Genomic DNA, 25,715 nt, shown 5'->3' on the forward strand with positions numbered 1-25,715 from the left:
CGCTTAGCAAGGAGGTGTGCGTGGCCGACGAGGGGAAGCCAGCCCGGACCAAGCGGGCCGACGCCCGGCGGAACGAGAAAGCCCTGCTGGACGCGGCCGCCGCGGTGTTCGTGCGGGCGGGCGTGGACGCGCCGGTGCGGGACATCGCCGCGGAGGCCGGGGTCGGGATGGGCACGATCTACCGCCACTTCCCCACCAGGGCGGACCTGATCATCGCCGTGTACCGGCACCAGGTCGACGCCTGTGCCGAGGCGGGTCCCGCGCTGCTGGCGAGCGAGGCGCCGTACGCGGCGCTGCGGAAGTGGGTGGACCTGTTCGTGGACTTCCTGGTGACGAAGCACGGCCTGGCGGGCGTGCTGCAGTCCGACGAGGCGGGTTTCGCGGCGCTGCACGCCTACTTCCTGGACCGGCTGGTCCCGGTGTGCGCGAGCCTGCTCGACGCGGCGCGCGCGGCGGGCGAAATCCACCGGGACGTCGAGGCGTACGCCCTGATGCGCGGCGTGGGAAACCTGTGTGTCGGTGCGGACTCCGACCCCCGCTACGACGCCCGCCGCCTGGTGGAGCTGCTGATCGCCGGGCTGCGCTGAGTCAGCAACCCGCCGCGGCGCGCGCCGCGGGGAACCAGCTCGCCAGGAAGGCCAGCAGCACGTCCCGCGGTTGCGCGGCCTCGGACTGGACGAGACCCACGAACAACCGCGGTTGCCCGGCGTGCGTGCACTCGGCCATGGCCTTGGCGCCGCGGTCGGCCACCGCGGTCACGTCGCCCGCGCCGTCGACGAGGACGGGGTTGCCGAGCCGCCGCAGCCCGTCGTCGTCCAGGGAGACCGCGGCGGTGCCGCGGTCGGTGACGTCGGCCGCGAGGTAGAGCACGGTCGAGCCGTCCACGCTCAGCCGGCAGGACACGCTGCCCTGCGCCTTGTCGGTGAAGCTCTCACCGATCCCCTCGCCGTCCGGCAGGAGCGGCGCCAGCGCGGCGGAGTCCACCGGGACGCCGCACACGCGATCCGGCACGGCGTAGCCGCGCTCGGAGGCGCACCCGGCGACAGCCAGCAGCCCCGCGATGGCCAGCACGGCGCCGAAGTTGATCGACACGCCCGCGACCTTAACCGGTGCGGCCGGACCGCCCTCTCACCCCTGCACCGGCCGCCACACGAACCTCCGCAGCCGCGCGCCCCCGGCTACTTGCCCCGCGGGTCGTTGCCGGGGCCTTGGTCGTCGGGCTGGGTGGCGGCGGCGGCGAGTTCGCCGGGTGAGGCGTGGTGTTTCTGGAATGGGGTCATGTGGGCTTCGTCGCGGAAGCGCTGGACCATGTGCGGGTAGTGGAGTTCGAAGGCGGGCCGTTCGGAGCGGATGCGGGGTAGTTCGGTGAAGTTGTGGCGTGGTGGTGGGCAGGTGGTGGCCCATTCCAGGGAGTTGCCGTAGCCCCAGGGGTCGTCGACGGTGACGGGTTCGCCGTAGCGGTAGCTGCGGACGACGTTGTAGATGAAGGGCAGCATGGACAGGCCGAGCAGGAAGGCGCCGATGGTGGAGGCCATGTGCATGCCGGTGAAGGCGTCGGTGGCGAGGTAGTCGGCGTAGCGGCGGGGCATGCCGGCGTCGCCGAGCCAGTGCTGGACCAGGAAGGTGGTGTGGAACCCGAGGAAGGTGGTCCAGAAGTGGAGTTTGGCGAGTCGTTCGTCCATCATGCGGCCGGTCATCTTGGGGAACCAGAAGTAGATGCCGGCGAAGGTGGCGAACACGATGGTGCCGAAGAGCACGTAGTGGAAGTGCGCGACCACGAAGTAGCTGTCGTGGATGTGGAAGTCCAGCGGTGGTGAGGCGAGCAGGATGCCGGTCAGCCCGCCCAGCAGGAACGTCACCAGGAACCCCACCGACCACAGCATGGGCGATTCGAAGGTGAGTTTGCCGTGCCACATGGTGCCGATCCAGTTGAAGAACTTGATGCCGGTGGGGATGGCGATGAAGAACGTCATGATGGAGAAGAAGGGCAGCAGCACCGCGCCGGTGGCGAACATGTGGTGCGCCCACACCGCCACCGACAGGGCGGTGATCCCGACCGTGGCCCACACCATCAGCTTGTAGCCGAACAGGGGTTTGCGGCTGAACACCGGGATGATCTCGGTGATGATCCCGAAGAACGGCAACGCGATGATGTAGACCTCGGGGTGGCCGAAGAACCAGAACAGGTGCTGCCACAGGATCGCGCCACCGTTGCCGGGGTCGAACACGTGCGCCCCGATCAGCCGGTCGGCCAGCAACCCGAACAACGCCGCGGTCAGGATCGGGAAGGCCAGCAGCACCAGCACGCTGGTGAACAGGATGTTCCAGGTGAAGATCGGCATCCGCCACATCGTCATGCCCGGGCAGCGCAGGCACACGATCGTGGTCAGCATGTTCACCGCGCCCAGGATCGTGCCCAGACCGGACACGATCAGCCCGGCCACCCACAGGTTCCCGCCGATCCCGGGCGAGTTCGCCGCGTCCGACAACGGCGTGTAGGCGGTCCAGCCGAAATCCGCCGCCCCGCCCGGAGTCAGGAACGCCCCCATCACGATCAGCCCGCCGAACAGGAACAACCAGTAGGAAAACGAGTTCAACCGCGGGAACGCCACATCCGGCGCCCCGATCTGCAACGGCAGGATGTAGTTGGCGAACCCGAACACCGTCGGCGTCGCATACAGCAACAACATGATCGTGCCGTGCATCGTGAACAGCTGGTTGTACTGCTCCGGCGACAGGAACTGCAACCCCGGCCGCGCCAGCTCCCCCCGGATCAGCAACGCCATCAACCCGCCCACCATGAAAAACGCGAACGACGTCGTCAGGTACAGAATCGCGATCTGCTTCGGATCCGTCGTCCGCAACAACCGCAACACCGCCGAACCACGCGACGGCCGGTGCACCGCGGGACGCGGCACCAGAACGGGATCGGCGGGACGCAACGTGTCGGTCATGCGGTGCCCTTCGCGGCGAGTTCCAACCGTGCCGGGCCCTGCTACCCGTTTCGGCGATCGCGCAAACCCGCCGCCGGCGCGTGTCACCCGCCGGCACGGGGGTACAGGGAACCCGCGACGACACGACGGAGGGCGCGATGGACAGGACCTGGCTGGGACTCGGCGGGCTGGCGGCGGCAGCGGCCGCGGCCGCACCGGTGGTCCGGAAGCGACTGGCCCGCCGGGGCGGGACGGAGGCCGGCCGCTGGCTCACCGTCACGATCGGCGAGTCGCCCCTGAGCGTGGGCAACAGCGACGAGCTGCGGCGGACGCTGGCCGACTTCGGCGACACCGTGGAGTTCCGCCTCACCGCGGCCCCCGGTGAACGGGGCACCGAGGTCGCGCTGCGGCCGGTGGACCCCGGGCCGGGCGGCGCGCTCGCCCGGCTCAGCGGTGCCGATCCGCGGCAGGACATCCGCCGGGCGCTGCGGGACCTCAAGTCGCGGCTGGAGACCGGCGAGGTGATCCGCCCGGACCCGCCGACGACCGGGAAACCCACACCGGGCGGTGCGATCATGCGCTTCGCGACGCGGCGCGCGGGAGGGGAGGGACGGCTGTGAAGGCGTTGTGCTGGCAGGGCGTGAACAAGCTCTCCGTGGAGAACGTGCGGGATCCGGAGATCCGCAACGACCAGGACGTCGTCGTGAAGGTCACCGCGAGCACCACCTGCGGCTCCGACCTGCACCTGATCGGCGGCTACATCCCGGCGATGGAGGCCGGGGACGTGCTGGGGCACGAGTTCCTCGGCGAGGTGGTCGAGGTCGGCGCGGGCGTGCGGCGGCACCGCGTCGGCGACCGCGTGGTGGTGGCGTCGTTCATCGGCTGCGGCCGCTGCTGGTACTGCCGCAACGACCTGTGGTCGCTGTGCGACAACAGCAACACCAACCCGGGCATCACCGCGATGGCCTACGGCTACGAGCCGGGCGGGATCTTCGGCTACTCCCACGCGATGGGCGGGTTCCAGGGCAGCCACGCCGAGTACATCCGGGTGCCCTTCGCCGACTACGGCGCCTTCACGGTGCCCGAGGGGCTCGACGACGACGCGGCGTTGTTCGCCTCCGACTCGATCCCGACCGGCTGGATGGGGGCCGACCTCGGCGGCGTCAAGCCCGGGGACGTCGTCGCCGTGTGGGGGTGCGGCGCGGTGGGCCAGATGGCGGCCAGGGCGGCCATCCTGCTCGGCGCGGAACGGGTGATCTCCATCGACCGCTACCCGGAACGGCTCGCCATGACCGAGCGGCACATAGGGTCCGAGACCATCGACTACAGCAGCACCGACGTCGGCGCCGAACTGCGTGAACGCACCGGCGGCCGCGGCCCGGACGTGTGCATCGAAGCGGTGGGCATGGAGGCGCACACCACCGGCGTCGAGCAGGCCTACGACCAGGTGAAGCAGCAGCTGCGGCTGCACACCGAGCGGCCGGCGGCGGTGCGGGAGGCCATCCACGCCTGCCGCAAGGGCGGCACCGTGTTCGTCCTCGGCGTCTTCGGCGGGCTGGTGGACAAGTTCCCGCTCGGCGCGGTCATCAACAACGGCCTCACCATCCGCGGGGCCCAGCAGCACGGGCAGCGCTACATCCCGATGCTGCTGGAGCGGATGGCCGCGGGCGAGATCCCCACCCGGCACCTGGTCACGCACACGCTGCCGCTCGACGAGGGCCCGAAGGGGTACGACCTGTTCAAGCACAAGAAGGACGGCTGCGTGCGCGCGGTCTTCCACCCCGCACACTGACCGTCCACAGCGGAACGGCCGCGTGCTGCCACGGGAGTCGTGGCGGCACGCGGCCGTTTCCGGTCGGGACGAGTGTCAGCGCTTGAGGAACTTCAGGCTGTTGGACAGCGAGTCCGACCACGGCGAGGCCAGGTCCAGCCTGCGCAGCTCGTCGGCGTGCTGGACCGCGGCCAGCTCCGCCATCAGCCGGGCGCGCATCCGGTCGTCGTGCGCGGCGTTGGCCGCCCGCAGCGCCCGGTCCAGCCGGGTCTTGCGGAACGGCGTGAACCAGGACGCGCGGGCCAGGTGCGCGGCACGGCGCGCCGCGCGGTCCCGGGTCCGGGCGAGTGCGTCGCGCTCGTCGTCGCCGAGGCCGAGGCGGGAGAGGAAGCGCTCCTTGAGCTCACGGCTGACCCGCGACCAGGTGGTGACGCGGGCGCGGGTGTGCCGCAGCTCGATGCCCAGGGCCAGGTGCAGCATGACCACACCGAGGACCGGGCCGAGCGTGACCCGCGCCAGGCCGGACACCGGGCCGGCCAGGTCGAAGGCCATGTAGCCGGACGCCGCGCACAGCGCCCACAGGATCAGCCGGGCCGGGCCCGGCTTGCCCTTGGGGCTGCGGATCTCGGCGCGCATCGCGAACCCGCACGCGATCAGCGCGACCTCGACCACGGCGAACATCGCGGCACGCTCGTAGACGTTGGTGATCCCGAGCTTCTCCCCGAAGAAGCGCCACGAGGTGTCCACCGAGACCAGCAGCGACATGAACGCCACCAGGTAGAAGCCGCGCGACCCCTCCGGCGACTTGCGCTTCGCCGGCTTGGCCGCCTCGGCGGTCTCCGTGATCTCCCCGGTGGGCGTGTCGGTCTCGTCGCCCTGCGGCTCCGCCTCGGCAGCCGCGTCGGCTTCCTTGCGGCCGTCCAGCTCGGCCAGCATCTTCACCGACAGCCGCGGCAGGTCCCCGGTGTCGCCGAGCCCGCGCTCCTCCCGCCACTTGCCGACCTTCTCCGCGACCGCGGCGCGCTCGCGCTTGGGGTTGGTGACCACGCCGTAGGTCACCAGGAAGGCCAGCACGTCGGAGGTCGACGGCTCACCCAGTGTCTCGCACGCGTACCGGATCTTCTCGTCCATGGTGTCCAACATGACCAGGCGGGCGGCGTGCGCCGCGCTGCTTATCACGTCGGTTGAAGCAGCGTGCTGGTCGCTCTCGGTTTCCATGTCGTTGTCCTTGTGGAGTTCTCGACGGTGGGGAGCGCGAACATAGCAGGTGGGTAGATCAACCGGGTGATCGGCCTTGATCTGTTACCTGCCGTTTCCCCGGCGGACCACGCGCGGCGGGTCCGCCGGGGAAGCGCTTTCGCCGTCCTCAGCTCCCGGTGCGGGCCCCGGCCCCGGCCGTGCTCGGGGCGGGCAGCGCCCGCAGCAGGTCCTCGACCCGTTCCTTCGCGTCGCCGAACAGCATGGCGGAGTTGTCGCGGAAGAAGAGCGGGTTCTGCACGCCCGCGTAGCCCGAGGACATCGACCGCTTGAACACCACGACGTTCTTGGCCTCCCACACCCGCAGCACCGGCATGCCGGCGATCGGCGAGCCGGGGTCCTCGGCCGCGGCCGGGTTGACCGTGTCGTTGGCGCCGATGACGAGGACGACGTCGGTGCCGGCGAAGTCGTCGTTGATCTCGTCCATCTCCAGCACGATGTCGTAGGGCACCTTCGCCTCGGCGAGCAGCACGTTCATGTGCCCGGGCAGGCGGCCGGCCACCGGGTGGATGCCGAACCGGACCTCGACCCCGCGTTCCCGCAGCCGCCGGGTCAGCTCGGCGACGCCGTGCTGGGCCTGCGCGACGGCCATGCCGTAGCCGGGGGTGATGATCACGCTGCTCGCGTCGGCCAGCAGCTCGGCCGCGCCGTCGGCGGTGATCTCCTTGTGCTCGCCGTAGTCGGTGTCGTCCGCCGGGCCGGCTTCGATGCCGAACCCGCCCGCGATCACGGAGATGAACGAGCGGTTCATCGCCTTGCACATGATGTAGGACAGGTAGGCACCGGAGGAGCCGACCAGCGCGCCGGTGACGATGAGCAGGTTGTTCTCCAGCAGGAACCCGCTCGCGGCGGCCGCCCACCCGGAGTAGCTGTTCAGCATCGACACCACCACCGGCATGTCGCCGCCGCCGATCGAGGCCACCAGGTGCCAGCCCAGCGCGAGCGCCACCGCGGTGACCACGACGAGCAGCCACAGCTGCGGGTCGATGACGAACCACACCGTCAGCGCGACGAACACCGCCAGCGCGCCGAGGTTGAGGAAGTTCTTGCCGGGCAGCATCAGCGGCTTGGAGTTGATCCGCGCCGACAGCTTCAGGAACGCGACGATCGACCCGGTGAAGGTCACCGCGCCGATGAACACGCCGATGAACACCTCGGCCGAGTGGATCCCGCCCAGCCCGAGCGCGGCCAGCGTCCGCGCCTCGGCCCCCTCGGGGTGCGCTTCGACCTCCAGGTAGCCGTTCCAGCCGACCAGCACGGCGGCCAGACCGACGAAGGAGTGCAGCAGCGCGATCAGCTCGGGCATGCCGGTCATCTGCACCACGCGGGCGCGCTGCAGGCCGACGGCGGCGCCGAGCACCACCGCCACCACCATCAGCACCACGCCGAGGGTGGAGATGTCGCGGTGCACGGCCAGCGCGACGGTCGCCGCCAGCGCGACGACCATGCCCGCGATGCCGAACCCGTTGCCGGTCTTGGCGGTCTCGTGCTTGGACAGCCCCGCCAGCGCCAGGATGAACAACAACGCGGCGACCAGGTAGGCCGCCTGCGCGATCGTGTCGAGAGTCATGAGTTCAGGTCTCCTGATCGGGCTCAGCTGCGGGAGAACATCGAGAGCATGCGCCGGGTGACGGCGAACCCGCCGAAGATGTTGATCGAGGCGAGCAGGATCGCCGCGAACGCCAGCCAGGTCACCGCCCCGCCGCCGTGCCCGACCTGCAACAGCGCGCCGACCACGATGATCCCGGAGATCGCGTTGGTCACCGACATCAGCGGCGTGTGCAGCGCGTGGTGCACGTGCCCGATCACGTAGAACCCGATCACCACCGCCATCGCGAACACCGTCAGGTGCCCCTGCAACGCCGGCGGCGACGCCGCGACCAGCAGGAACAGCAACGCGCCCGCCACCGCGGTCAGCCCGATCCGGGCGGCCGGGGACAGCTTCTTCTTCTCCGGCTCCGGCTCCTTGGCGGCGGCCTTCGGCGTGGCCTGCGCGGGAGCGGCCGACACCTGCGCCGGGGGCGGCGGCCACAGCAGCTCGCCCTCGCGGACCACGGTCATCGACCGGATGACGATGTCCTCCAGGTCGAACACCGGCGTGCCGTCCTTGCCCGGCGTCACCAGCTTCATCAGGTTGACCAGGTTCGTGCCGTACAGCTGCGACGACTGCGCGGGCAACCGGCCGGGCAGGTCGGTGTAGCCGAGGATCGTCACCCCGTTGTCCGTGGTGACGGCCTTGCCGGTGACGGTGCCCTCGACGTTGCCGCCGTTGGCCGCGGCCATGTCCACGATCACGCTGCCCGGCCGCATCGAGGCGACCATGTCGGCGGTGATGATCCGCGGCGCCGGCTTCCCGGGGATCAGCGCGGTGGTGATGATGATGTCCACGTCGCGGCACTGCTCCTCGTAGAGCTGCCGCTCGCGGGCCTTGTAGTCGTCGCTCATCTCCTTGGCGTAGCCCGTGGCGGAGACCTCGACGTCGGGCGCCTCGATGGACAGGTACTCCCCGCCCAGCGACTTGACCTGGTCGGCCACCTCGGGCCGCGGGTCCGTCGCGCGCACCACCGCGCCCAGGCTGCCCGCCGCGCCGATCGCGGCCAGTCCGGCCACGCCCGCGCCGACGACGAGGACCTTCGCCGGGGGCACCTTGCCCGCGGCGGTGACCTGCCCGGTGAAGAACCGGCCGAACGTGTGCGCCGCCTCGACCACCGCGCGGTACCCGGCGATGTTGGCCATCGACGACAGCACGTCCAGCGACTGGGCCCGCGAGATCCGCGGCACCGCGTCCATCGCCATCGCGGTGATGGGCCGCTTCGCCAGGTCGTCGACCAGCTCCTTGTTCAGGGCCGGGGCCAGCAGGCTGATCAGGGTCGCGCCCGGCTTCATCGCGTCCAGCTGCTCCTTGGCCGGCGCGTTCACCCCCAGGACGATCTCCGCCTGCACGGCGTTCCCGATCGACGCGCCTGCTTCGGCGTACGCCTCGTCGGAGAAGCTCGCCAGTTCGCCGGCGCCCGGCTCCACCACGACCTCGTAGCCCAGCTTGAGCAGCTGGGCCACCGTCGCGGGCGTCGCGGCCACCCTGGTCTCGCCGGGGGTGGCCTCCTTCAGCACTCCGACCAGCATCGAATCACCTCGTCCACGGTTGGACGACGAACGCCGGGTGTCGTACGTCGACGTACTCCTGGTCGCGCTCCCCCGTGGCCGACCCCGGTCGGGGAGCGCGCGATCATATTCGCAGCCTTTTTAACACGATGGCCCGATTCTGCCGGTGACTGCGGCCACATGCGGATGATGGGGTGGTGCGCAGGCGGCTGTTGATCGGCGCGGCGGTGGTCGTCATCATCGTGGCGGTGGTGTTCGGCAGCGCCTTCGCGTTCCAGCGCAGGCTCATCTACCTGCCCTCGGGCGGCCCGGTCCCGTCCGCGGCGGAGGTCCTCCCCGGTGGCCGGGACGTCGCGCTGCGCACCGCGGACGGGCTGACTCTCACCGCCTGGTACTTCCCGGTGGCCGCGCCGCGCGCGGCGGTGCTGGTGGCCCCGGGCAACGCCGGCAACCGGTCGCTGCGCGCACCGCTCGCGCGGGCCCTGCACGCCGCGGGCGTGGCGACCCTGCTGCTGGACTACCGCGGGTACGGCGGCAACCCGGGCTCGCCGACGGAGGCCGGGCTCGCGCTGGACGTGCGCGCGGCCCGCGAGTTCCTGGCCGCGCAGGCGCGGGTGCCGCTGGTCTACTTCGGCGAGAGCCTGGGCGCGGCGGTGGTGGCCGGGCTCGCCGTGGACTTCCCGCCCGCGGCGCTGGTGCTGCGCTCCCCGTTCACCGACCTGGCCGCGGTCGCCCGGCGGCACTACCCGTTCCTGCCGGTGCGGCTGTTGCTGCTGGACACCTTCCCGGTCGCCGAGCAGGTCGCGCGGGTGCCCGCGCCGGTCACCGTGGTCTACGGCGGCGCCGACTCGATCGTGCCGCCGGAGCAGAGCCGGGCCGTGGCCGCGGCCGCCGGTGGCCGGGCCGTCGAGGTGCCCGGCGCGGACCACAACGACCCGGTGCTGCTGGACGGCCCCGCGGTGATCGCCGCGATCACCGCGGTGGCCGGGTGATCAGCGGAACGCGGCCTGCCCGGTCATCGCCTGGCCGACGTGCCGCGGACAGGCGACCAGCGCCGGGTCCGCAAGTCGTCGCCGGCGGCCAGGACCCGTCGAACCGGCCGGCCATGTCCCGGTTGCCGGTGTCGTCCCGCAGGCGGCACTCCCCCGGCGGGGAGGTGGCGCAAGCGCGCGGTGAGCCGGGTCCGGGCGGGGCCGGCGTCCCCGGAAACACTGCCCGGCCAGGTTCACAGTGCCGTGGCCAGTGCGCCGAGCGCGGCGAGCCGGTCGTCTCCCACCGGGATCAGCACCACCGAATCCGCGCCGAGGCCGGCGATCCGCCGCCGCACGACGTCGGCGGGACCGGCCAGCGTCAGCTCGTCCACCCACTCCCCCGGCAACGCCGCCGCGAAGGAGTCCCCGTCCTGGTGCCGCGCACGCAACGCCAGCAGCTCGGACGCGAACGGCAGCGGGTCCACGTGCGCGGACAGCTGCGGATCCCCGATCGCGGTGAGCAGCGGCCGCACCCGGGCGCGGGCCGCCTCGGGGTCGGGGTCCACCACCGCGTGCCCGAAGGCCACGACCTGCTTGTGCGGTGGCAGGATCCGGCGGGCCGCGGCGATGTACTCGGCGGGCGCCGGTTCGGCCAGAATCACGCCGTCCAGCTCGGCCCCGGCCACGGCGAGCGACTTCGGGCCGCGCACTCCGGCGAGCACCGGCGGGACCGTCTCCGGAGCGGTCTCCAGCCCGGCGTCGTCGAGCCGCACGTACCGGCCTGCGACCCGGACCCGTTCCCCGCGCAGCAGAGCGGTCAGCGCGCGGGCGTACTCGGCGAACAACGTCAGCGGGCTCGACGGCCACGCGCCCACCTGGCGCATCCACCCGGGCACCCCGTGCCCGATGCCCGCGACGAGCCGGCCGGGGTGGAGCCGTGCCAGTGTCGCCAGTTCCATCGCGGTGAAGGCGACGTTGCGCGCCCCGGCGGGCAGGATGCCGATGCCGACGCGGATCCGGGAGGTCACCGCCAGCACCGTAGCCGCCTGCGCGATGCCGCCGTGGAAGCCGAGGTCCTCCACGATCCACACCTCGCCGAAGCCGAGTTCCTCGGCCCGCCTGGCGAACGGCACGATCTCCGCCGCCGCGAGGTCCCGCGGCAGCATCACCCCGGCCGTCATCCGAGCACGAACGGGACTCGCGCGGCCAGCGGGCCCAGCGCCGCCCGTTCGGCCTCGGTGGAGGCCCGGCGCCCGGTGCCGACCAGCAGCGCGTCCGTGTCGGAGAACGATCCGGGGAACGGCGCCCCGGCGATCTTCTCCAGCATTTCGCGCGACGCGGCGAGGCCCTCCGCGGGCGGCCCGGCGACGGACGGCAGGTGCGCCACCAGGTCGAGGTGGTGCAGCGTCCACTCCATGACGTAGGTGGACAGGTAGGCGGCGACGGTGAGGACCTGGTCGCGCGTCCGCACCCGCGCCGAGGGGTCGGCCAGCTCCGCGGCGCGCCCGGCCGCGGAGCCGACGTCGTCGAGGTGGAACTTCAGCAGCCACGGCTCCCCGTAGGCCGCGGCCAGCCGGACCGTCAGCGCGTCGAGCGGGTCCTCGCCGGTCGGCGGCCGGTCGCTGACCTCCCAGTAGGTGAGCTCGTCCCGGGTCGGCTCCTCGTCCGCCGGGGTGACCAGCGTGATGAGGACGTCCTGGGCGTCGATGATCAGGTGGCACACCAGGTCCCGCACCAGCCAGCCGGCGCAGCCGGACGGACGGGCGAGGTCGTCGTCGGCGAGCCCGGCGACCGCGGTCCGCAACGCCGCCCACGAGCGTGAGAAGAGATCCACGCCTCGCAAGCTAACAGCGCCCGCCCCCTCCGGCGACCGGTTTCCGGCGCGGGCGTGGTGCGGGTGCGGACCGGCCCGCTCCGGCCACCGGTTTCAGACGCGGGCGCGGGTGCGGGCCAGCCCCAGCCCACCCAGCGCGGCGGCGACCAGCCCGATCGCCAGGGCGGCGAACCCGCCGACGATGCCGTAGCCGGTGCCCGGCCCGCCCTCGGCCAGCGCCACCACGATCCCGCCGGCTGCCATCCCGGCCACCCCGGTGGCCAGTGCGGCGGTGGCGCCCCGCCGCCGGTGGCGGGCCACCGCCAGCGCCCCCGCGACCACACCGGCGAGCGCCACCAGCGCGGCGACGGTGCCGACGAGCCGCCCCGTGGTGAGCGTCCCGGCGTCGACGGCCTGGGCGAGCGTGTACTGGACGAACATGGCGAACTCCTTTTGGCTGCAACGGTTTTTCCGACACCGGTGATGCTGCCCGGGATCACCCCGCCGGTCGTCCGGCACGCGCAGGCAATCCACGCTGCCGCCCGCGCCGCAGGAACCGCGGAACTACTACGCCCGCGGTAGCCGAGGGATGCTCCACGCGCAGGACTCGCCCCCGCCGCGATCGGGCTAATGTTCTGCGCATGAGCCGCGCCGGGAAGTGGGTGAGCCGCGCCGGGGGCAGCGCGACCCCAGCCGCGGACGGGACGACCCGTTTCAGGATCGGCGCAACCCGTGTCAGGAACGGGGCGATCCGTGCCGTTGGCTGGGCGACCCGCACTGGGGCCCGGGCGACCCGCCCTGGAGACAGGGCCATCCCCACCGGGACGACCGACCCTGGAGACAGGACCATCCCCACCGGGGCGACCCGTCCCGGCGACAGGGCCATCCGCACCGGGCAGGAACCCATTCGCGCCGGGGACTGGGCGATCGGCGCCGGGATGGCGGCGATCCTCCTGGTGACCGCGCTGTCGGCGCCCGCCCCGGCTCTCGCGCCGCTGGGCTACGCGCTGCTGGCCGCCGGGAGTCTGGCGCTGGCCGCGCACCGCCGGGCGCCGGTGGCCGTGCTGGCGGCCGCCGGGCTCAGCGCGCTCGCCGCGCAGGCCATCGGGGTCGACGTCCCGGCGCTGGCCTACCTCTTCGCGGTGTTCGCCGCCGTCCGCGCCGGGCGGCGGCTCGTCACGGTGGCCGCCACCGTGGTCATGCTCGCCGCGCTGCCGTTCGCGCTGCTGATCTCGCAGGACCTGACCGTCGGCGGAGCGTTCGCCCACTCCCGGGACGTGCTCCAGCTGGCGTGGCTGGTCGCCGCGGGCGCGGCGGGCGAGGCGGTCCGCCAGGCCGAGCGCCGGGCGGACGAGGCCGAGCGCACCCGGGAGGAGACCGCGCGGCGCCGCGCCGACGAGGAGCGCCTGCACATCGCGCGCGAGCTGCACGATTCGCTCACCCACCAGATCTCCGTCATCAAGGTGCAGGCCGAGGTCGCCGTCCACCTCGCCCGCAAGCGCGGCGAGGAGGTGCCGGACTCGCTGCTGGCGATCCGGGACGCCGGACGGGAAGCGGCCCGCGAGCTGCGGGCGACCTTGGAGGCCCTGCGCGACGACGGCACCAGCCCGCCGCGCGGCCTGGACGACGTCCCGGAACTGGTGCGGCGCGCGCGATCCACCGGCCTGGAGACGACGCTGACGATCGACGGCGAACCCGGCGACGTGCCCGCCGCCGTGCAGCGCACCGCCTACCGGATCGTCCAGGAATCGCTGACCAACGTGGCCCGGCACGCCCGCGCCACCACCGCCTCGGTCCACATCGGATACCGGCCCGCCGCGCTCGAGATCCGCGTGGACGACGACGGAACGGCCACAGTGGACGCTCCGCCGTCGCCCGGGGTGGGGCTGCTCGGCATGCGGGAACGGGTCACCGCGCTCGGCGGCCGCCTCGACGCCGCGCCCCGGGCCGACGGCGGGTTCCGCGTCGAGGCCGAACTGCCGGTGGAGCGGGTGCCGTGATCCGCGTCCTGCTGGTGGACGACCAGCCGCTCATCCGCAGCGGGTTCCGCGCGCTGCTGGACAACGAGGACGACATCGAGGTGGTGGCCGAGGCCGCCGACGGCGCGGCCGGGGTCGCGCTCGCCCGCGAGCACGTGCCGGACATCGCGCTCGTCGACGTCCAGATGCCGGTCGTGGACGGCATCGAGGCCACCCGCCGCATCGCCGCGGACCCGGCGCTGGCGGCGGTGCACGTGGTCATCCTGACCAACTACGGCCTGGACGAGTACGTGTTCGACGCGCTGCGCGCCGGGGCCGCCGGGTTCCTGGTCAAGGACATCCAGCCGGAGGACTTCCTGCACGCCGTGCGGGTCGCCGCCCGCGGCGACGCCCTGCTGGCCCCGTCGATCACCCGCAAGCTGATCGACCGCTACGTCAGCCGCCCGCTCCACCCCGGCCCCGGCCTCGGCGAACTGACCAACCGCGAGCGCGAGGCGGTGGCGCTGGTCGCGCAGGGCCTGTCCAACGACGAGATCGCCGAGCACATGGTGATCAGCCCGCTGACCGCGAAGACGCACGTCAACCGCGCGATGACGAAACTGCGCGCACGCGACCGCGCGCAACTGGTGGTGCTCGCCTACGAGTCCGGGCTGGTCACGCCCGCGAACCGCTCAGGAACCGAGAAGCACCGGCCCACGCCGCGCGGTTGACTGCCCGGCATGGCGAGCAAGCTTTCACTCTGGTTCCAGCGGCGCATGAACACCCGCACCGTCACCCGCATCCGCCGCAAGGGCGGCCCGATGATGGGCATGGACGTCCTGATCCTGCACACCGCCGGCCGCCGCAGCGGGCAGCCGCGGGAGACACCGCTGACCCGGTTCGCCGGCGGCGGCGACCGGAACCCGGACAGGTACGCGAACCTGACGGCGCACCCGGACCGCGCGGCGATCAGGCTGTCCGGCCAGGACCGGGTACCGGTGAAACCGCAGCGGCTCGACGGCGCCGACCGCGACCGGGCCGGCCGCGCATCGTCGCCGCGCAGCCGAGGTACGGCAAGTACCAGCGCAAGAGCGACCGCGAGTACCCGGTGGTCCGGCTGACCCGCCGGTGACCGCCCAGATGCGGAATTCCCGTTCGCGAAAGCCGAACCCGCCGCGGCGGCCGCGTCGACCATCAACCCGGTGCCGGCGTCCCGCCCACCGCGTCCCGGATCGTGGCGCGGAGCCAGCGGTGCGCGGGGTCCGCGTCCAGGCGCGCGTGCCACTGCAGGTGCACCTCCAGCTCCGGCAGCTCCGCCGCGACCGGGAACCACCGCAGGCCCAGCACCGAGCCGTACTGGGCGGCCAGCCGCTGCGGCACGAGCCCGACGTAGCTGCTCGACGAGACCAGCAGCGCGGCCACCGCGAAGGTCGGCACCACCGCCGCGACGTGCCGCTCCAGCCCGGCGGCGTCGAGCGCCTCGTCGAGGGGGCCGCGCGCCCGGCCGCGGCGGGACGCCGACACGTGCGGGTGCCGGCACAGCTGCGCCAGCGTCGGACGGCGGTGCCGCCCCAGCGAGCTGTCCGCCCGCACGATGCCGACCAGCCGTTCGCGATACAGCACAGCCGTGCGGATGTCCGGCGCCGTCGCCTCCCCGACCCCGATGTCCAGGTCCACCGAGCCGTCGCGCAGGGCCTCGGCGCTCTCGCTGCCCTCCGCGACGAACCGCAGCGTCACCCCAGGCGCGACCGCGGACGCGGCCTCCACCGCGGCCGCTGCCAGTGTCGCCGCCACCCCGTCGTTGATGCGGATCGTGAAGGTCCGCTCCAGCTCCGCCAGCCGCACCTCGCGGTCGGCGCTGGTCAGCGCCGACGCCTCCTCCAGCAGCGACCGCACCCGCGGCGCGGTGCGCAGCGCGAACGGCGTCGGCGCCATCCCGCGGCCCGCGCGCACCAGGATCGGGTCGTCCATCGCCCGCCGCAGCCTGCCCAGCGCGCGGCTGGTCGCCGGGATGGACAGGTGCAGCCGCTCGGCCGCCGCCGTCACGCTGCCCTCCCGCAGCAGCGCGTCGAACACGCGCAGCAGGTTCAGATCGAGGTGCTCGGCCACAGTTGCATCGTACGCAAAGTTCCCTTGCCAAAGTTGCGTGGCAAGCAGGTCGAAGGAATCCCTAGCGTCCGTGTCATGTCACAGGTTCTCCCCCGGGTCTCGCACCGGAGTCTGCTCACCGTCATGTGCGCGTGCGTCGTGCTCGTCGTCGGCATGGTCGCCGCGATCAACCTGGCCGTGCCCATGCTGGCCGCCAGCGCCCTGCGGCCGTCCGCATCGGCGCTGGTCTGGATCGTCGACACCTACGTCGTCTTCTTCGCCTGCCTGGTGATCCCCGGCGGCGCGGCGGGCGACCGCTTCGGCCGCAAGGGCGTGCTGCTCTCCGGCCTGGCCCTGTTCGCGGCGGGCGCGCTGATCTCCGCTGTCGCGCCGGGCATCCCGCTCCTGCTCGCCGGGCGCGCGGTCACCGGGATCGGCGCGGCCGCCGTGCTGCCCAACACCCTCGCGGTGCTGCTGCACGCCGTCCCTGCCGACCGGAAGGGCCCGGTCATCGCCACGTGGGCGTCCATGACCGGCATCGGCGGGGTGATCGGCAACGCGGGCGGCGGCGCGATCTTGACCGGCGGGTCGTGGCGCTGGTTGTTCGCCGCCGCGGTGCCGATCGCGCTGGTCCTGGCCGCGCTCGTGGCTCGCATCGCGCCGGTGTCGGCGCGCCACGACCGCCGTCTCGACGTGCCGGGCGCGGTCCTGCTGGTCGCCGCGTCGGTGGCGCTGCTGCTGGGCATCGTGCAGGGCCCGGAGGCCGGCCGGGGCAGCCCTCTGGTCATCGGCGGGTTCGCCTGCTCGGCCGTGTTGTTCGCGGTGTGGACCGTCGTCGAGCTCAAGGTCCGCCACCCGCTCCTGGATCCCAGGCTGTTCCGGATCGCCGGCCTGCGCAGCGCGTGCCTCGGCATGACGGCGATCTTCTTCGGCATGTTCGCGTTGTTCTACGTCAACGCGTCGTTCCTCCAATACGCCAAGGGTTTCGGCGTGCTGTGGACCGGCCTCGGGATCATCCCGCTGACGGTCCCGATCATCCTCGGCGCGCGGCACGTCGGCCGCCTGACGGCGCGGATCGGCCTCACCGCCGTGACCGCGCTCGCGTTCGGCTTCGTCGGCGCCGGCCTCCTCGGACTGTCCACGAGCGACACCGCCACCCCGTACGCCGTCTACGCGGCCTGGCTCGTCGTGACCGGGATCGGCGTGACGCTCGCGCTGCCGACACTGTCCGGGGTGATCGCCGGCTCGCAGCCCGCCGCGCAGGCCGGGGTCGCGACCGGGCTGCAGGCCACCACCCGGGAGTTCGGCAGCGCGCTCGGCGTCGCCGTCATCGGCACCGTGCTCACGGCGCGGTTCACCGCCGCGCTCCCCGAGGACGCCCGCGGCGCCCACACCGTCGCCGAGGCGCTCACCCGCGCCCGGGCCGACGAGGTGATCCCGGCGTTCGTGTCGGGCGCGGACACCGGGCTGCGGGTGATCGGCGCCGCCGTGCTCGTCCTCGGGGCGCTGGTCATCCTGCAGGGGCGAGGAACGCGAGCGCCGCGTCCTTGAACCTGCGGCTGGACACCGCGTTGAAGTGGGTGCGCCGTCCGAGTGACACGAACGGCGCGCCCAGCGACGCCGCGAACTCCGGCGCGTCCGCGGCGACCTCGTCCTGCTCACCCGCGGCGAACAACACGGGCACCGGCGGCGGGCCGTCGAGGCGGTGACCGGCGATCCCGTCGACGCAGGCGTCCAGGTCGCCGCCGGACAGCGCCTCCCGCACGCGCTCCATCGACTCGCGGGCGACGGGGCGGCCGCCGATGCCGCCGAGCGCCATCCGGCCGACCCGTCCCGGGGCGAGCCGCGCCAGCTCCCACCCGACCAGACCGCCCATCGAGTACGTCACGACGTCCACAGTGGACAACCCGGCCTCGTCGAGCACGGCGAGCACGTCCCGTGCCAGGCCGCCGGGCGAATACCCGGAGGCGGGCGTGCCGCTCTGCCCATGCCCGCGCAGGTCCACGGCCAGGTGCCCGAGCCCGTCCAGCGCCCGCAACCAGCCGGTCTGCTCCCAGGTGCGGGCGCTGTCCGAGGCGAAGCCGTGGATCAGCAGCACCGTCCGCGGCCCGGGCGCGTGGTCGAACCAGATCTTGGTGCCGTCGGCGGCGGTGGCGAACACGCCTCAGTCCTCCGGCAGGGTCAGGCGGACCCGCCGCTGCGGCTTGCGCTCCTCCGGGACGGTGCCGACGATCCCGGCGTCCTCCACGGTGAAGGTGACCAGCGGCGCGCCGACCGCGAGTTCCTCGTCCTCGCCGACGTGCAGCCGGGTGACGCGGCCGGACTGGGGCGAGGGGATCTCCACGGCGGACTTGGTGGTCTCCAGTTCGACCAGCGGCGCGTTGCGCTCGACCCAGTCGCCCTCGGCGACGAGCCACTCCAGCACGCGGGCGCTGATCAGGCCCTCGCCGAGGTCGGGCAGGGGGAAGGTCACTTCAGCCACGGCGGTACTCCAGGGTGGTCTGCACGGCGGTCAGGATGCGGTCGGCGCTGGGCAGGTACTCGTCCTCCAGCGCGCCGGACGGGTAGGGCACGTCGAACCCGGCGACCCGCTGCACGGGCGCGCGCAGGTCGGCGAAGCAGCGTTCGGTGATCAGCGCGGACACCTCGGCGCCGAGCCCGGCGGTCAGCGGCGCCTCGTGCACGACGACCGCGCGGCGGGTGCGGGCCACCGACCGCGCGAGCCCGTCGGCGTCGATCGGCTTGAGCCAGCGCAGGTCGAGGACCTCCAGCTCGACCCCGTCCTCGGCGGCCAGTTCGGCGGCCTGCAGGCAGCGGGCGACCATCGCGCCCCACGCGACCAGGGTGCCGTGCTTGCCGGGACGGGCGATACGGCTGGTGCCGGGCGGCGGCATCTCGGCCGGCTCGGTGGGATCGAACGTCTCGCGGTGCCAGTACCGGGACTTGGGCTCGAGGAAGATCACCGGGTCCGGATCGGCGATCGCCTGCCGCAGCAGGTGGTAGCCCTCGCGCGGGGTGGCCGGCGCGACGACCTTGAGGCCGGGCACGTGCGCGAACAGCGCTTCCAGGCTTTCGCCGTGGTGCTCGGGCGCCTTGATCCCGCCGAAGCTGGGCAGCCGCAACGTGATCGGCATGTTCAGCACGCCACGGCTGCGGTAGTGCATGCGGGCGACCTGGTTGACGATCTGGTCGATCGCGGGGTAGCTGAAGCCGTCGAACTGGATCTCCGGCACCGGCCGCCACCCGGCGACGGCCAGCCCGACCGCCATGCCCATGATCGCGGACTCGGCCAGCGGGGTGTCGAACACGCGGTGCTCGCCGAACTTGTCACGCAGCCCGTCGGTCACCCGGAACACCCCGCCGAGCGTGCCGACGTCCTCGCCGAAGATCAGCACCCGGTCGTCGTCCTCGCACGCGTGGCGCAGGGCGAGGTTCAGCGCCTGCTGCAACGAGAACTCAGGCATCGAGGGACTCCTTCCACACCCGCTGCTGCTCCAGCAGGGCCGTCGTGGGCTCGCGGTAGACGAACGAGAACAGCTCCTCGGCGGGCGGTGGGTTCAGCGCCAGCAGGCCGTCGCGGACACCGCTCACCACCGTGGCGGCGTGCTCCTCGGCTGCGGCGACCTCGTCGGCGGACAGCTGCGCGGCCGCGCGGGTCAGCGGGTCCCGGTCGAGCCACGCGCGCTCGTCCTCCAGCGTGCGGTAGCGGCCGGGATCGTCCGAAGTGGAGTGCGGACCCAGCCGGTAGGTCATCGCCTCGATCACGGTCGGTCCGCCGCCGTCGCGCGCGCGGTCCAGCGCGGCGCGAGTCGCCTCGAACACCGCCACCACGTCGTTGCCGTCGACGCGCACGCCCTCGATGCCGTACCCGGCGGCGCGGGCCGCGACCGAGCCGCCCGCCACCTGCTCCGCGGTCGGCACCGAGATCGCCCAGCCGTTGTTCTGGCAGAAGAAGACCACCGGCAGCCGGTAGACGCCGGCGAAGTTCATCGCCTCGTGCACGTCGCCCTGCGAGCTGGCGCCGTCGCCGAAGTAGGTGATCGCCGCGCCGCCGGTGCCGTCGAGCTTCGCGCCCATCGCCCAGCCGACCGCGTGGGTGACGGGACCGCCGACGACGGCGTTGAACGGCGCCAGCCGGGAGGCCTTCGGGTCGTAGAGCCCGCCGTGCCAGACGTTGAGGTGGGTCGCGAGGTAGCCGACGAGGTCGACGCCCATCGCCACCGCGACGCCGAGCTCCCGGTAGCACGGGAAGGCGAAGTCGCGGGCCAGGTCGAGCGCGGCGGCGCTGCCGACCTGAGCGGCCTCCTGGCCCTTGGCCGGCGCGTAGGCGGGGAACACGCCCTGGCGCTGCAGCGCGATGGCCTCTTCGTCGAGCCGGCGCGCCACGACCATCAGGCGGTGGAGCGCGGGGAGATCAGCTTCGTGCATGGCCGAAGCGTGCGGGGCGGCGCCGGAGCTGCGCAAGTGTCGCCCCCGGCGCTGATCATTGTGCGCGTTCTGCCCGACGTTTCGCCCCTTTCACTGGTCACTTTGTCCAGCGAGCCGCCGCGACGGCCGCGCACCGGCGGCGCTACCGTGTCGGCGTGGCGGACGACGAGCAGTGGCGCGAGACGGTGTCGACCGGGGTAGGTGTGCTGGACCGGGTGGTCGCGATCCTGGACGCGGTCGAGGCGAACCCGATGGGGGCCAGCGAGATCGCCCGCGCGCTCGGGCTGTCGGTGCCGACCGCCCACCGGCTGGTGTCCGCCATGGTCAAGCACGGCCTGCTGCACCGCGACGACGACGGCCGCCACCACATCGGCCCCCGGTTCGCCTCGTCCGCGCTGACGGCCGCCGCGACGCCGGTGCTCACCGGGCTGCGCGCCGAGACCGGCGAGACGGCCCAGCTGTGGGTGCTGCGCGGCGAGGACCGGCTGTGCGTGGCCAGCGAGGAGTCGCCCCACGAGCTGCGCGCCGCCGTGCCCGTGGGCACGGTGCTGCCGTTGTCGGACAAGGGATCGGCAGCTCTGGCGCTCACCGGCGCCGGCCGGGGCTGGGTGGAGAGCGTGTCCGAACGGACCCCCGGCCTGTGTTCGGTGAGCGCGCCCGTGCGCTACCGCGGCGACGTGGTCGCGGCGGTCTGCCTGGCCGCCCCGGTGTTCCGGGTGTCCGGCGACGGGCCGGGCGCGCAGTACGGCGATCTCGTGGTCGCGGCCGCGGAAACGCTGGAAAGGGCGTTGCGCCACCGCTGAAGTTGGGCACCGGTCTTGTGGCGCCGGGCCCTCGCGACTTATGGTCCTTCTCGATAAATGACATCGGTAGTCATTATTTGAGAACGGAGGCGTTGTGGCCGACGCTCCCCTGACCGGCATCCGCGTGCTCGAACTCGGCAACTTCATCGCCGCCCCCTTCGCCACCCGCGTCTTCGCCGACTTCGGCGCCGAGGTGATCAAGGTCGAACGGCCCGGCGTCGGCGACGAGCTGCGCGGCTGGCGCCGCACCCGGGGCAGCACGTCGATGCTGTTCCGCACCATCGCCCGCAACAAGAAATCGGTCACGCTGGACCTCAAGCAGGACGAGGGCCGCGCGCTCGTCCTGGACCTGGCGCGGCAGTGCGACGTGGTGGTCGAGAACTTCCGCCCCGGCACGCTGGAACGCTGGGGCCTCGGGCCGGCCGAAATCACCGCGGTGAACCCGGACCTGGTGGTCGTCCGCATCTCCGGCTACGGGCAGACCGGCCCCTACCGCGACCGCGCCGGGTTCGGCGGCGTCGCCGAAGCCTTCGGCGGGCTGCGGCAGGTCACCGGGCACCCCGACCGTCCCCCGGTGCGGCCTGCCGCACCGATCGCCGACGCCGCCGCCGGGCTCTACGGCGTCGTCGGCGCGCTGATGTTGTTGCTGGGCAAGGCACGCGGTGTCCCCCACGACGGCCCCCGCGTCGCCGACGTCGCACTCTACGAGTCGGTGTTCATGATGATGGAGTCGCTGATCCCGGACTACGACGCCTACGGCGTGGTGCGCGAGCGCACCGCGGGGAACCTGCCCGGTGTGGTGCCCAGTGGCGTCTACCCCACGGCCGACGGGCAGTCGGTCATGATCGCGGGCAACTCCAGCGGCGCGTTCGGCCGCCTGATGACCGCGGTCGGCCGCCGGGACCTGGCCGAGGACCCGGCGCTCGCCGACGGCGACGCCCGCTCCGCCCGGGAAGACGAACTCGACGCCGCCATCACCGCGTGGACCTCCGCGCACACCGCGCCGGAGGCGGTGCGGATCCTCAACGACGCCGGGGTGCCCGCGGGGCCGGTGTACGACGCGCGGGCTATCGCCGCGGACGAGCACTACCGCGCGCGGGACATGCTGCGCCCCCTCAAGGTCGTGGTCGAGGACGAGCCGGAGGAGATCCGCTTCCCGGGCGTGGTGCCGCGCCTGCCCGGCGCCCCCGGCGACGTCCGGTGGGCGGGTCCGGAATTGGGCGAGCACACCGAGGCCGTGCTCGGTGGACTGCTCGGCATCGGCGCCGAGCGCCTGTCCGGCTACCGCGAGCGGAAGGTGATCTGAGGTGAGCGTGACCATCACCGACGTGGTGCTGCGCGACGGCCTGCAGGACGAGCCGGCCGTGGTGCCGGTGGCCGACCGGGTCGCGATCGCGGAGGCGCTCGTCGCCGCAGGCCTGCGGCACCTGGAAGCCGGATCGTTCGTCAACCCCGCCAAGGTGCCGCAGATGGCCGGAGCGGAAGACCTGGTGGCCGCACTGCCGCACCAGGATTCCGTGCGCTACACCTTCCTCGCGCTCAACGCCCGCGGCGTGCGCCGCGCCGTCGCCGCGGGCGCCCGCGACGTGCTGGTCGTCGCCTCCGCCAGCAGCGGGCACAGCCGCGCCAACGCCGGCCGGGACAGCGACGCCGCGCTGGACGACCTGGCTCGCGCCGTGGCCGAACACCCGGGAACCGCTTTCCGGGCCGGCATTTCGACCGCTTTCGTGTGCCCGTTCGACGGCGCGGTCGCCCCGGACCGGCTGGTCGCGGTCGCCAGGCGGTTCGCCGTGATGGGCATCCGCCGCATCGGTCTCGCCGACACGCTGGGCACCGCCACGCCCGACCAGGTCATGACCTCGCTCGCGCGGGTCCGCGACGCCCTGCCCGGCATCGAACTCTCCTTGCACCTGCACAACGCGCACGGTCAGGCTCTGAGCACAGTGGACGCCGCGATCGAGGCGGGCGTCACCCGCTTCGACAGCGCCGCGGGCGGCTACGGCGGCTGCCCGTTCGCGCCCGGCGCCCACGGCAACATCGCCACCGAGGATCTCGTGGCGCACCTGCACGCCCGCGGAATCCCCACCGGGATCGACGAAGACGTGCTTTCCACCGCGGTCGCCACCGTGCGGGAGGCGCTGCGCCGCGCACCCGCACCGGCCTGACGGCCGCGTCGTCCCCCTGGTCCCTCGTCAATGGTGACGTGGCCCGCCCCCGCGGGCGTGCGTGACCGGAACAGGTCGCAATGGTCCAGTTCGTTTCACTCCTCGTCCTCGTGGCGGTGTTCACCCTCGCCACGGTCCTGCCCGTCAACATGGGGATCCTCGCGTTCGTCGCCGCGTTCGTCGTCGGCGCGATCTCCGGCATCTCCGTCGACGACGTCACCGGGTACTTCCCCGGCGACACGTTCGTCCTCGTCGTCGGCATCACGCTGCTGTTCGGGGTGGCGAAGGTCAACGGCACGATCGACCTCGTCGTCGCCGCCTCGCTCAAGCTGGTGCGCGGGCGGCGGTGGGCGGTGGTGTGGCTGATGTTCGCGCTCGCCGCCGTGCTCATGTCGCTGGGGTCGGTGCTCGCGGTCGGCATGCTCGCGCCCATCGCGATGCCGATCGCCGCCCGCTACCGGATCAACCCGCTGCTGATGGGCATGATGCTCAGCCACGGCGCGTTGTCGGCCGCCTTCTCCCCCATCACCGTGTACGGCGCGTTCACCACCGGCATGGTGGACGACGCCGGCCTGGACGTCAGCCCGCTGCTGCTGTTCGCCGTCCCGTTCGGGCTCAACGTGCTCATCGCCGCGGTGCTGTTCGCGGTCCTCGGGCGTGACCTGTTCGTCCGCGACGAGGTCGTGGCGGGACCGGGCCAGCCGGCCGGCGGCGGCGGGTCCACCGGCACGCTCACGCGGACCCGGACCGCCGTGGTCACCGAGGCGCGGGTCACCCCGCTGCGGGTGATCACCCTGACCGGCATGCTCGCGCTGCTGGTCGCCGGGGCGTTCGGGATCGACGTCGGGGTCGCGGCGTTCGTCATCGCCGCCGTCCTGCTGCTGTTCGCCCCGGACCGGCACAAGCCGTCGGCCGACGAGGTCGCCTGGCCGGCCGTGCTGTTGGTGTGCGGGATGCTGTCCTACATGGCGGTGCTGAAGGAGAACGGCACCCTGGCGATGCTCGGCGAGGCGGCCGCGGCACTCGGGTCGCCACTGCTGGCCGCGCTCCTGCTGTGCTTCGCCGTGGCGATCGTGTCCGCGTTCGGTTCCTCCATCGGCACCCTCGGGATCGCGCTCCCGCTGGCCGTGCCGTTGCTGGACCTCGGGCAGCTCGGCGCGGCCGGGTTCGTCGTCGCACTCGGCTTCTGCTCCACCGTCGTGGACGTGAGCCCGTTCTCCACCAACGGGATCATCGTGCTCGCGCAGGCCCAGGTCCCGGACAAGCGCGTCTTCCAGCGCCGCATGCTCGCCTACAGCGCGCTCGTCGTCGTGGGCGCGCCCCTGCTCGCTTGGACGGCGGCGATCCTGCCGTCCGCGCTGTGAATCCACTGTAGACATCTGGAAAGGACATCATGGAACATCTCACTGTGGACGGCGAACAGCCGTCCGTCGACGCGGGCGCGTGGATCGCGCCGGGCGCGGTGGTCGCCGGCGCGGTCACCGTCGCCGCGGGCGCCGGGGTCTGGTACACGGCCGTGCTGCGGGCGGACCTGGACACGATCACCGTCGGGGCGGGCAGCAACATCCAGGACGGCACGATCGTGCACGCCGACCCCGGGTTCCCCGTCACGATCGGCTCGGGGGTGAGCGTCGGGCACCGCGCGGTCCTGCACGGCTGCACCATCGAGGACGACTGCCTGATCGGGATGGGCGCGGTGGTGCTCAACGGCGCGAGGATCGGAGCGGGCAGCCTCGTCGCGGCAGGCGCGGTGGTGCTGGAGGGCGCGGACATCCCGCCCGGCTCACTGGTCGCAGGAATCCCGGCGAAGGTCCGGCGCCCGCTCACCGCCGAGGAGCAGGCCGCGACGCGCGCGAACGCCGAGAACTACCGGGAATTGGCTCGGGTCCACGCCCGCGCACGGCGCGGCTGACGTCCGGCGTGGATCGGGATTCGGGCCCTGGCGCGTTCGGCGGCCAGCACGAGTCGCGCCCGGCGCATGTCCCCCCGGGCGCGAACCGAATCCACGCCCGTCGGGGCTCACCGGCGCGGGTCGCGCCGGGCGGAGCCCGGCCCGGCAGGCGCTCGGTGCGGCTGTCATCCAGCGCTGATCCGCGCTGGACACGGCGCGCCTGGCGCGATCAGCGAGAGGAGCCACCCCGGCGGCGGCCGGTGCGGGCGCCCGCGGAGAAGGCCGCGGCGCCACCCGGCTGCTGCCGCGTTCCCGGTTCTTGCCGGGCGCTACCGCCGGACCTGTGCGCGGCCGCCCCCGCGCCACGGCCGGATTCCCGCCGACCAGCGCCACCGGACCTGCCCGCACCACGGCCCGACTCCTGCCGCGCATCCGGCTCCCGCCGGCCGGCACCGCCAGACCTGCCCGCACCACGGCCCGACTCCTGCCGCGCATCCGGCTCCCGCCGGCCGGCACCGCCAGACCTGCCCGCACC

The 25,715-nt window shown here is 73.1% G+C and carries 26 protein-coding genes; 13 read left to right on the plus strand and 13 right to left on the minus strand.

Features of this window, described 5'->3' with window-relative positions; all coding sequences use genetic code 11:
• The first annotated feature begins 20 nt into the window (after window positions 1-20).
• Window positions 21-587 carry a TetR/AcrR family transcriptional regulator gene (locus tag ABZ215_RS10280; RefSeq protein ID WP_237334794.1) on the plus strand — a complete coding sequence of 189 codons (567 nt, stop codon included), beginning with the start codon at window positions 21-23 and terminating at the stop codon, window positions 585-587.
• Between the two features lies 1 nt (window position 588).
• Here ABZ215_RS10280 and ABZ215_RS10285 read toward each other — a convergent pair whose 3' ends face one another.
• Both ABZ215_RS10285 and ctaD read right to left on the minus strand, forming a co-directional pair.
• Entirely contained in the window at window positions 589-1,092 is a 504-nt protein-coding gene (locus tag ABZ215_RS10285; protein ID WP_354949203.1) for a hypothetical protein, read from the minus strand.
• An 86-nt stretch (window positions 1,093-1,178) separates the two neighbouring features.
• Complete coding sequence (ctaD, locus tag ABZ215_RS10290; protein ID WP_020418023.1) at window positions 1,179-2,954, minus strand: cytochrome c oxidase subunit I; 1,776 nt, start codon at window positions 2,952-2,954, stop codon at window positions 1,179-1,181.
• A gap of 137 nt (window positions 2,955-3,091) precedes the next feature.
• Here ctaD and ABZ215_RS10295 point away from each other — a divergent pair, with 137 nt between their 5' ends.
• Window positions 3,092-3,553 (plus strand): hypothetical protein, encoded by a 462-nt coding sequence (locus tag ABZ215_RS10295; RefSeq protein ID WP_020418024.1) that lies wholly within the window; start codon window positions 3,092-3,094, stop codon window positions 3,551-3,553.
• Window positions 3,550-4,725 carry a zinc-dependent alcohol dehydrogenase gene (locus tag ABZ215_RS10300; RefSeq protein ID WP_354949205.1) on the plus strand — a complete coding sequence of 392 codons (1,176 nt, stop codon included), beginning with the start codon at window positions 3,550-3,552 and terminating at the stop codon, window positions 4,723-4,725. The genes ABZ215_RS10295 and ABZ215_RS10300 overlap by 4 nt, the downstream gene beginning before the upstream one ends.
• Window positions 4,726-4,800: 75 nt before the next feature.
• Here ABZ215_RS10300 and ABZ215_RS10305 read toward each other — a convergent pair whose 3' ends face one another.
• The 3 genes from ABZ215_RS10305 to ABZ215_RS10315 all read right to left on the minus strand — a co-directional run bounded on the left by ABZ215_RS10305 (window position 4,801) and on the right by ABZ215_RS10315 (window position 9,084).
• Window positions 4,801-5,922, minus strand: coding sequence for a hypothetical protein (locus tag ABZ215_RS10305; RefSeq protein ID WP_017982607.1), 1,122 nt, complete (start codon window positions 5,920-5,922; stop codon window positions 4,801-4,803).
• A 148-nt stretch (window positions 5,923-6,070) separates the two neighbouring features.
• Complete coding sequence (gene pntB / locus ABZ215_RS10310; protein ID WP_354949218.1) at window positions 6,071-7,531, minus strand: Re/Si-specific NAD(P)(+) transhydrogenase subunit beta; 1,461 nt, start codon at window positions 7,529-7,531, stop codon at window positions 6,071-6,073.
• Between the two features lie 23 nt (window positions 7,532-7,554).
• Window positions 7,555-9,084, minus strand: coding sequence for a Re/Si-specific NAD(P)(+) transhydrogenase subunit alpha (locus ABZ215_RS10315; RefSeq protein WP_354949220.1), 1,530 nt, complete (start codon window positions 9,082-9,084; stop codon window positions 7,555-7,557).
• 176 nt (window positions 9,085-9,260) lie between these two features.
• Here ABZ215_RS10315 and ABZ215_RS10320 point away from each other — a divergent pair, with 176 nt between their 5' ends.
• On the plus strand, window positions 9,261-10,055 hold the full coding sequence (locus ABZ215_RS10320) for an alpha/beta hydrolase (protein WP_354949222.1): 795 nt from the start codon (window positions 9,261-9,263) through the stop codon (window positions 10,053-10,055).
• Between the two features lie 233 nt (window positions 10,056-10,288).
• Here ABZ215_RS10320 and ABZ215_RS10325 read toward each other — a convergent pair whose 3' ends face one another.
• From ABZ215_RS10325 to ABZ215_RS10335, 3 genes are all read right to left on the minus strand, one after another.
• Window positions 10,289-11,215 carry an LLM class flavin-dependent oxidoreductase gene (locus ABZ215_RS10325; RefSeq protein WP_354949224.1) on the minus strand — a complete coding sequence of 309 codons (927 nt, stop codon included), beginning with the start codon at window positions 11,213-11,215 and terminating at the stop codon, window positions 10,289-10,291.
• Window positions 11,212-11,868, minus strand: coding sequence for a maleylpyruvate isomerase N-terminal domain-containing protein (locus tag ABZ215_RS10330; protein WP_354949226.1), 657 nt, complete (start codon window positions 11,866-11,868; stop codon window positions 11,212-11,214). The genes ABZ215_RS10325 and ABZ215_RS10330 overlap by 4 nt, the downstream gene beginning before the upstream one ends.
• 93 nt (window positions 11,869-11,961) lie before the next feature.
• Complete coding sequence (locus ABZ215_RS10335; RefSeq protein ID WP_354949228.1) at window positions 11,962-12,288, minus strand: DUF6223 family protein; 327 nt, start codon at window positions 12,286-12,288, stop codon at window positions 11,962-11,964.
• A gap of 497 nt (window positions 12,289-12,785) precedes the next feature.
• Here ABZ215_RS10335 and ABZ215_RS10340 point away from each other — a divergent pair, with 497 nt between their 5' ends.
• Genes ABZ215_RS10340 through ABZ215_RS10350 form a run of 3 tightly spaced genes read left to right on the plus strand, consistent with a single transcriptional unit; the run spans window position 12,786 to window position 14,926 of the window.
• The gene (locus ABZ215_RS10340) at window positions 12,786-13,847 is read left to right on the plus strand and encodes a histidine kinase (RefSeq protein WP_354949230.1); all 1,062 of its coding nucleotides are present in this window, start codon (window positions 12,786-12,788) and stop codon (window positions 13,845-13,847) included.
• Window positions 13,844-14,536: a response regulator transcription factor gene (locus ABZ215_RS10345; RefSeq protein ID WP_354949232.1), complete on the plus strand. Its 693-nt coding sequence runs from the start codon at window positions 13,844-13,846 to the stop codon at window positions 14,534-14,536. Before ABZ215_RS10340 ends, ABZ215_RS10345 begins: the two co-directional genes overlap by 4 nt.
• Window positions 14,537-14,545: 9 nt before the next feature.
• A complete protein-coding gene (locus ABZ215_RS10350) occupies window positions 14,546-14,926 on the plus strand; it encodes a nitroreductase/quinone reductase family protein (RefSeq protein ID WP_354949234.1) in 381 nt (126 codons plus the stop codon).
• Between the two features lie 73 nt (window positions 14,927-14,999).
• Here ABZ215_RS10350 and ABZ215_RS10355 read toward each other — a convergent pair whose 3' ends face one another.
• Window positions 15,000-15,914, minus strand: coding sequence for a LysR family transcriptional regulator (locus ABZ215_RS10355; RefSeq protein ID WP_354949236.1), 915 nt, complete (start codon window positions 15,912-15,914; stop codon window positions 15,000-15,002).
• Window positions 15,915-16,037: 123 nt separating this feature from the next.
• On the opposite strand from ABZ215_RS10355, the gene ABZ215_RS10360 reads away from it, so the two are divergent.
• The gene (locus ABZ215_RS10360; RefSeq protein ID WP_354949255.1) at window positions 16,038-17,444 is read left to right on the plus strand and encodes an MFS transporter; all 1,407 of its coding nucleotides are present in this window, start codon (window positions 16,038-16,040) and stop codon (window positions 17,442-17,444) included.
• Here ABZ215_RS10360 and ABZ215_RS10365 read toward each other — a convergent pair.
• Genes ABZ215_RS10365 through ABZ215_RS10380 form a run of 4 tightly spaced genes read right to left on the minus strand, consistent with a single transcriptional unit; the run spans window position 17,404 to window position 20,321 of the window.
• The gene (locus tag ABZ215_RS10365; RefSeq protein ID WP_354949238.1) at window positions 17,404-18,054 is read right to left on the minus strand and encodes an alpha/beta fold hydrolase; all 651 of its coding nucleotides are present in this window, start codon (window positions 18,052-18,054) and stop codon (window positions 17,404-17,406) included. The two genes, ABZ215_RS10360 and ABZ215_RS10365, sit on opposite strands and share 41 nt — an antisense overlap.
• Before the next feature lie 3 nt (window positions 18,055-18,057).
• Entirely contained in the window at window positions 18,058-18,375 is a 318-nt protein-coding gene (locus ABZ215_RS10370) for a biotin/lipoyl-containing protein (protein WP_020418037.1), read from the minus strand.
• On the minus strand, window positions 18,368-19,357 hold the full coding sequence (locus ABZ215_RS10375) for an alpha-ketoacid dehydrogenase subunit beta (RefSeq protein WP_354714488.1): 990 nt from the start codon (window positions 19,355-19,357) through the stop codon (window positions 18,368-18,370). Before ABZ215_RS10375 ends, ABZ215_RS10370 begins: the two co-directional genes overlap by 8 nt.
• The gene (locus ABZ215_RS10380) at window positions 19,350-20,321 is read right to left on the minus strand and encodes a thiamine pyrophosphate-dependent enzyme (protein WP_354949240.1); all 972 of its coding nucleotides are present in this window, start codon (window positions 20,319-20,321) and stop codon (window positions 19,350-19,352) included. The genes ABZ215_RS10375 and ABZ215_RS10380 overlap by 8 nt, the downstream gene beginning before the upstream one ends.
• A 155-nt stretch (window positions 20,322-20,476) precedes the next feature.
• Between ABZ215_RS10380 and ABZ215_RS10385 the strand changes: the two genes are divergently transcribed.
• The 5 genes from ABZ215_RS10385 to ABZ215_RS10405 all read left to right on the plus strand — a co-directional run bounded on the left by ABZ215_RS10385 (window position 20,477) and on the right by ABZ215_RS10405 (window position 25,201).
• Entirely contained in the window at window positions 20,477-21,124 is a 648-nt protein-coding gene (locus ABZ215_RS10385; protein ID WP_354949242.1) for a helix-turn-helix domain-containing protein, read from the plus strand.
• Between the two features lie 94 nt (window positions 21,125-21,218).
• Window positions 21,219-22,430: a CoA transferase gene (locus ABZ215_RS10390; RefSeq protein WP_354949244.1), complete on the plus strand. Its 1,212-nt coding sequence runs from the start codon at window positions 21,219-21,221 to the stop codon at window positions 22,428-22,430.
• Between the two features lies 1 nt (window position 22,431).
• Window positions 22,432-23,289 (plus strand): hydroxymethylglutaryl-CoA lyase, encoded by an 858-nt coding sequence (locus ABZ215_RS10395; RefSeq protein ID WP_354949246.1) that lies wholly within the window; start codon window positions 22,432-22,434, stop codon window positions 23,287-23,289.
• Window positions 23,290-23,369: 80 nt separating this feature from the next.
• Window positions 23,370-24,653, plus strand: coding sequence for an SLC13 family permease (locus tag ABZ215_RS10400; RefSeq protein WP_354949248.1), 1,284 nt, complete (start codon window positions 23,370-23,372; stop codon window positions 24,651-24,653).
• 29 nt (window positions 24,654-24,682) lie between these two features.
• Complete coding sequence (locus ABZ215_RS10405) at window positions 24,683-25,201, plus strand: gamma carbonic anhydrase family protein (protein WP_354949250.1); 519 nt, start codon at window positions 24,683-24,685, stop codon at window positions 25,199-25,201.
• Window positions 25,202-25,715: the final 514 nt, after the last annotated feature.

Origin of the sequence: Amycolatopsis sp. NPDC006131 (assembly GCF_040614175.1) — a bacterium.
GTDB classification, from domain to species: Bacteria; Actinomycetota; Actinomycetes; order Mycobacteriales; family Pseudonocardiaceae; genus Amycolatopsis_E; species Amycolatopsis_E tucumanensis.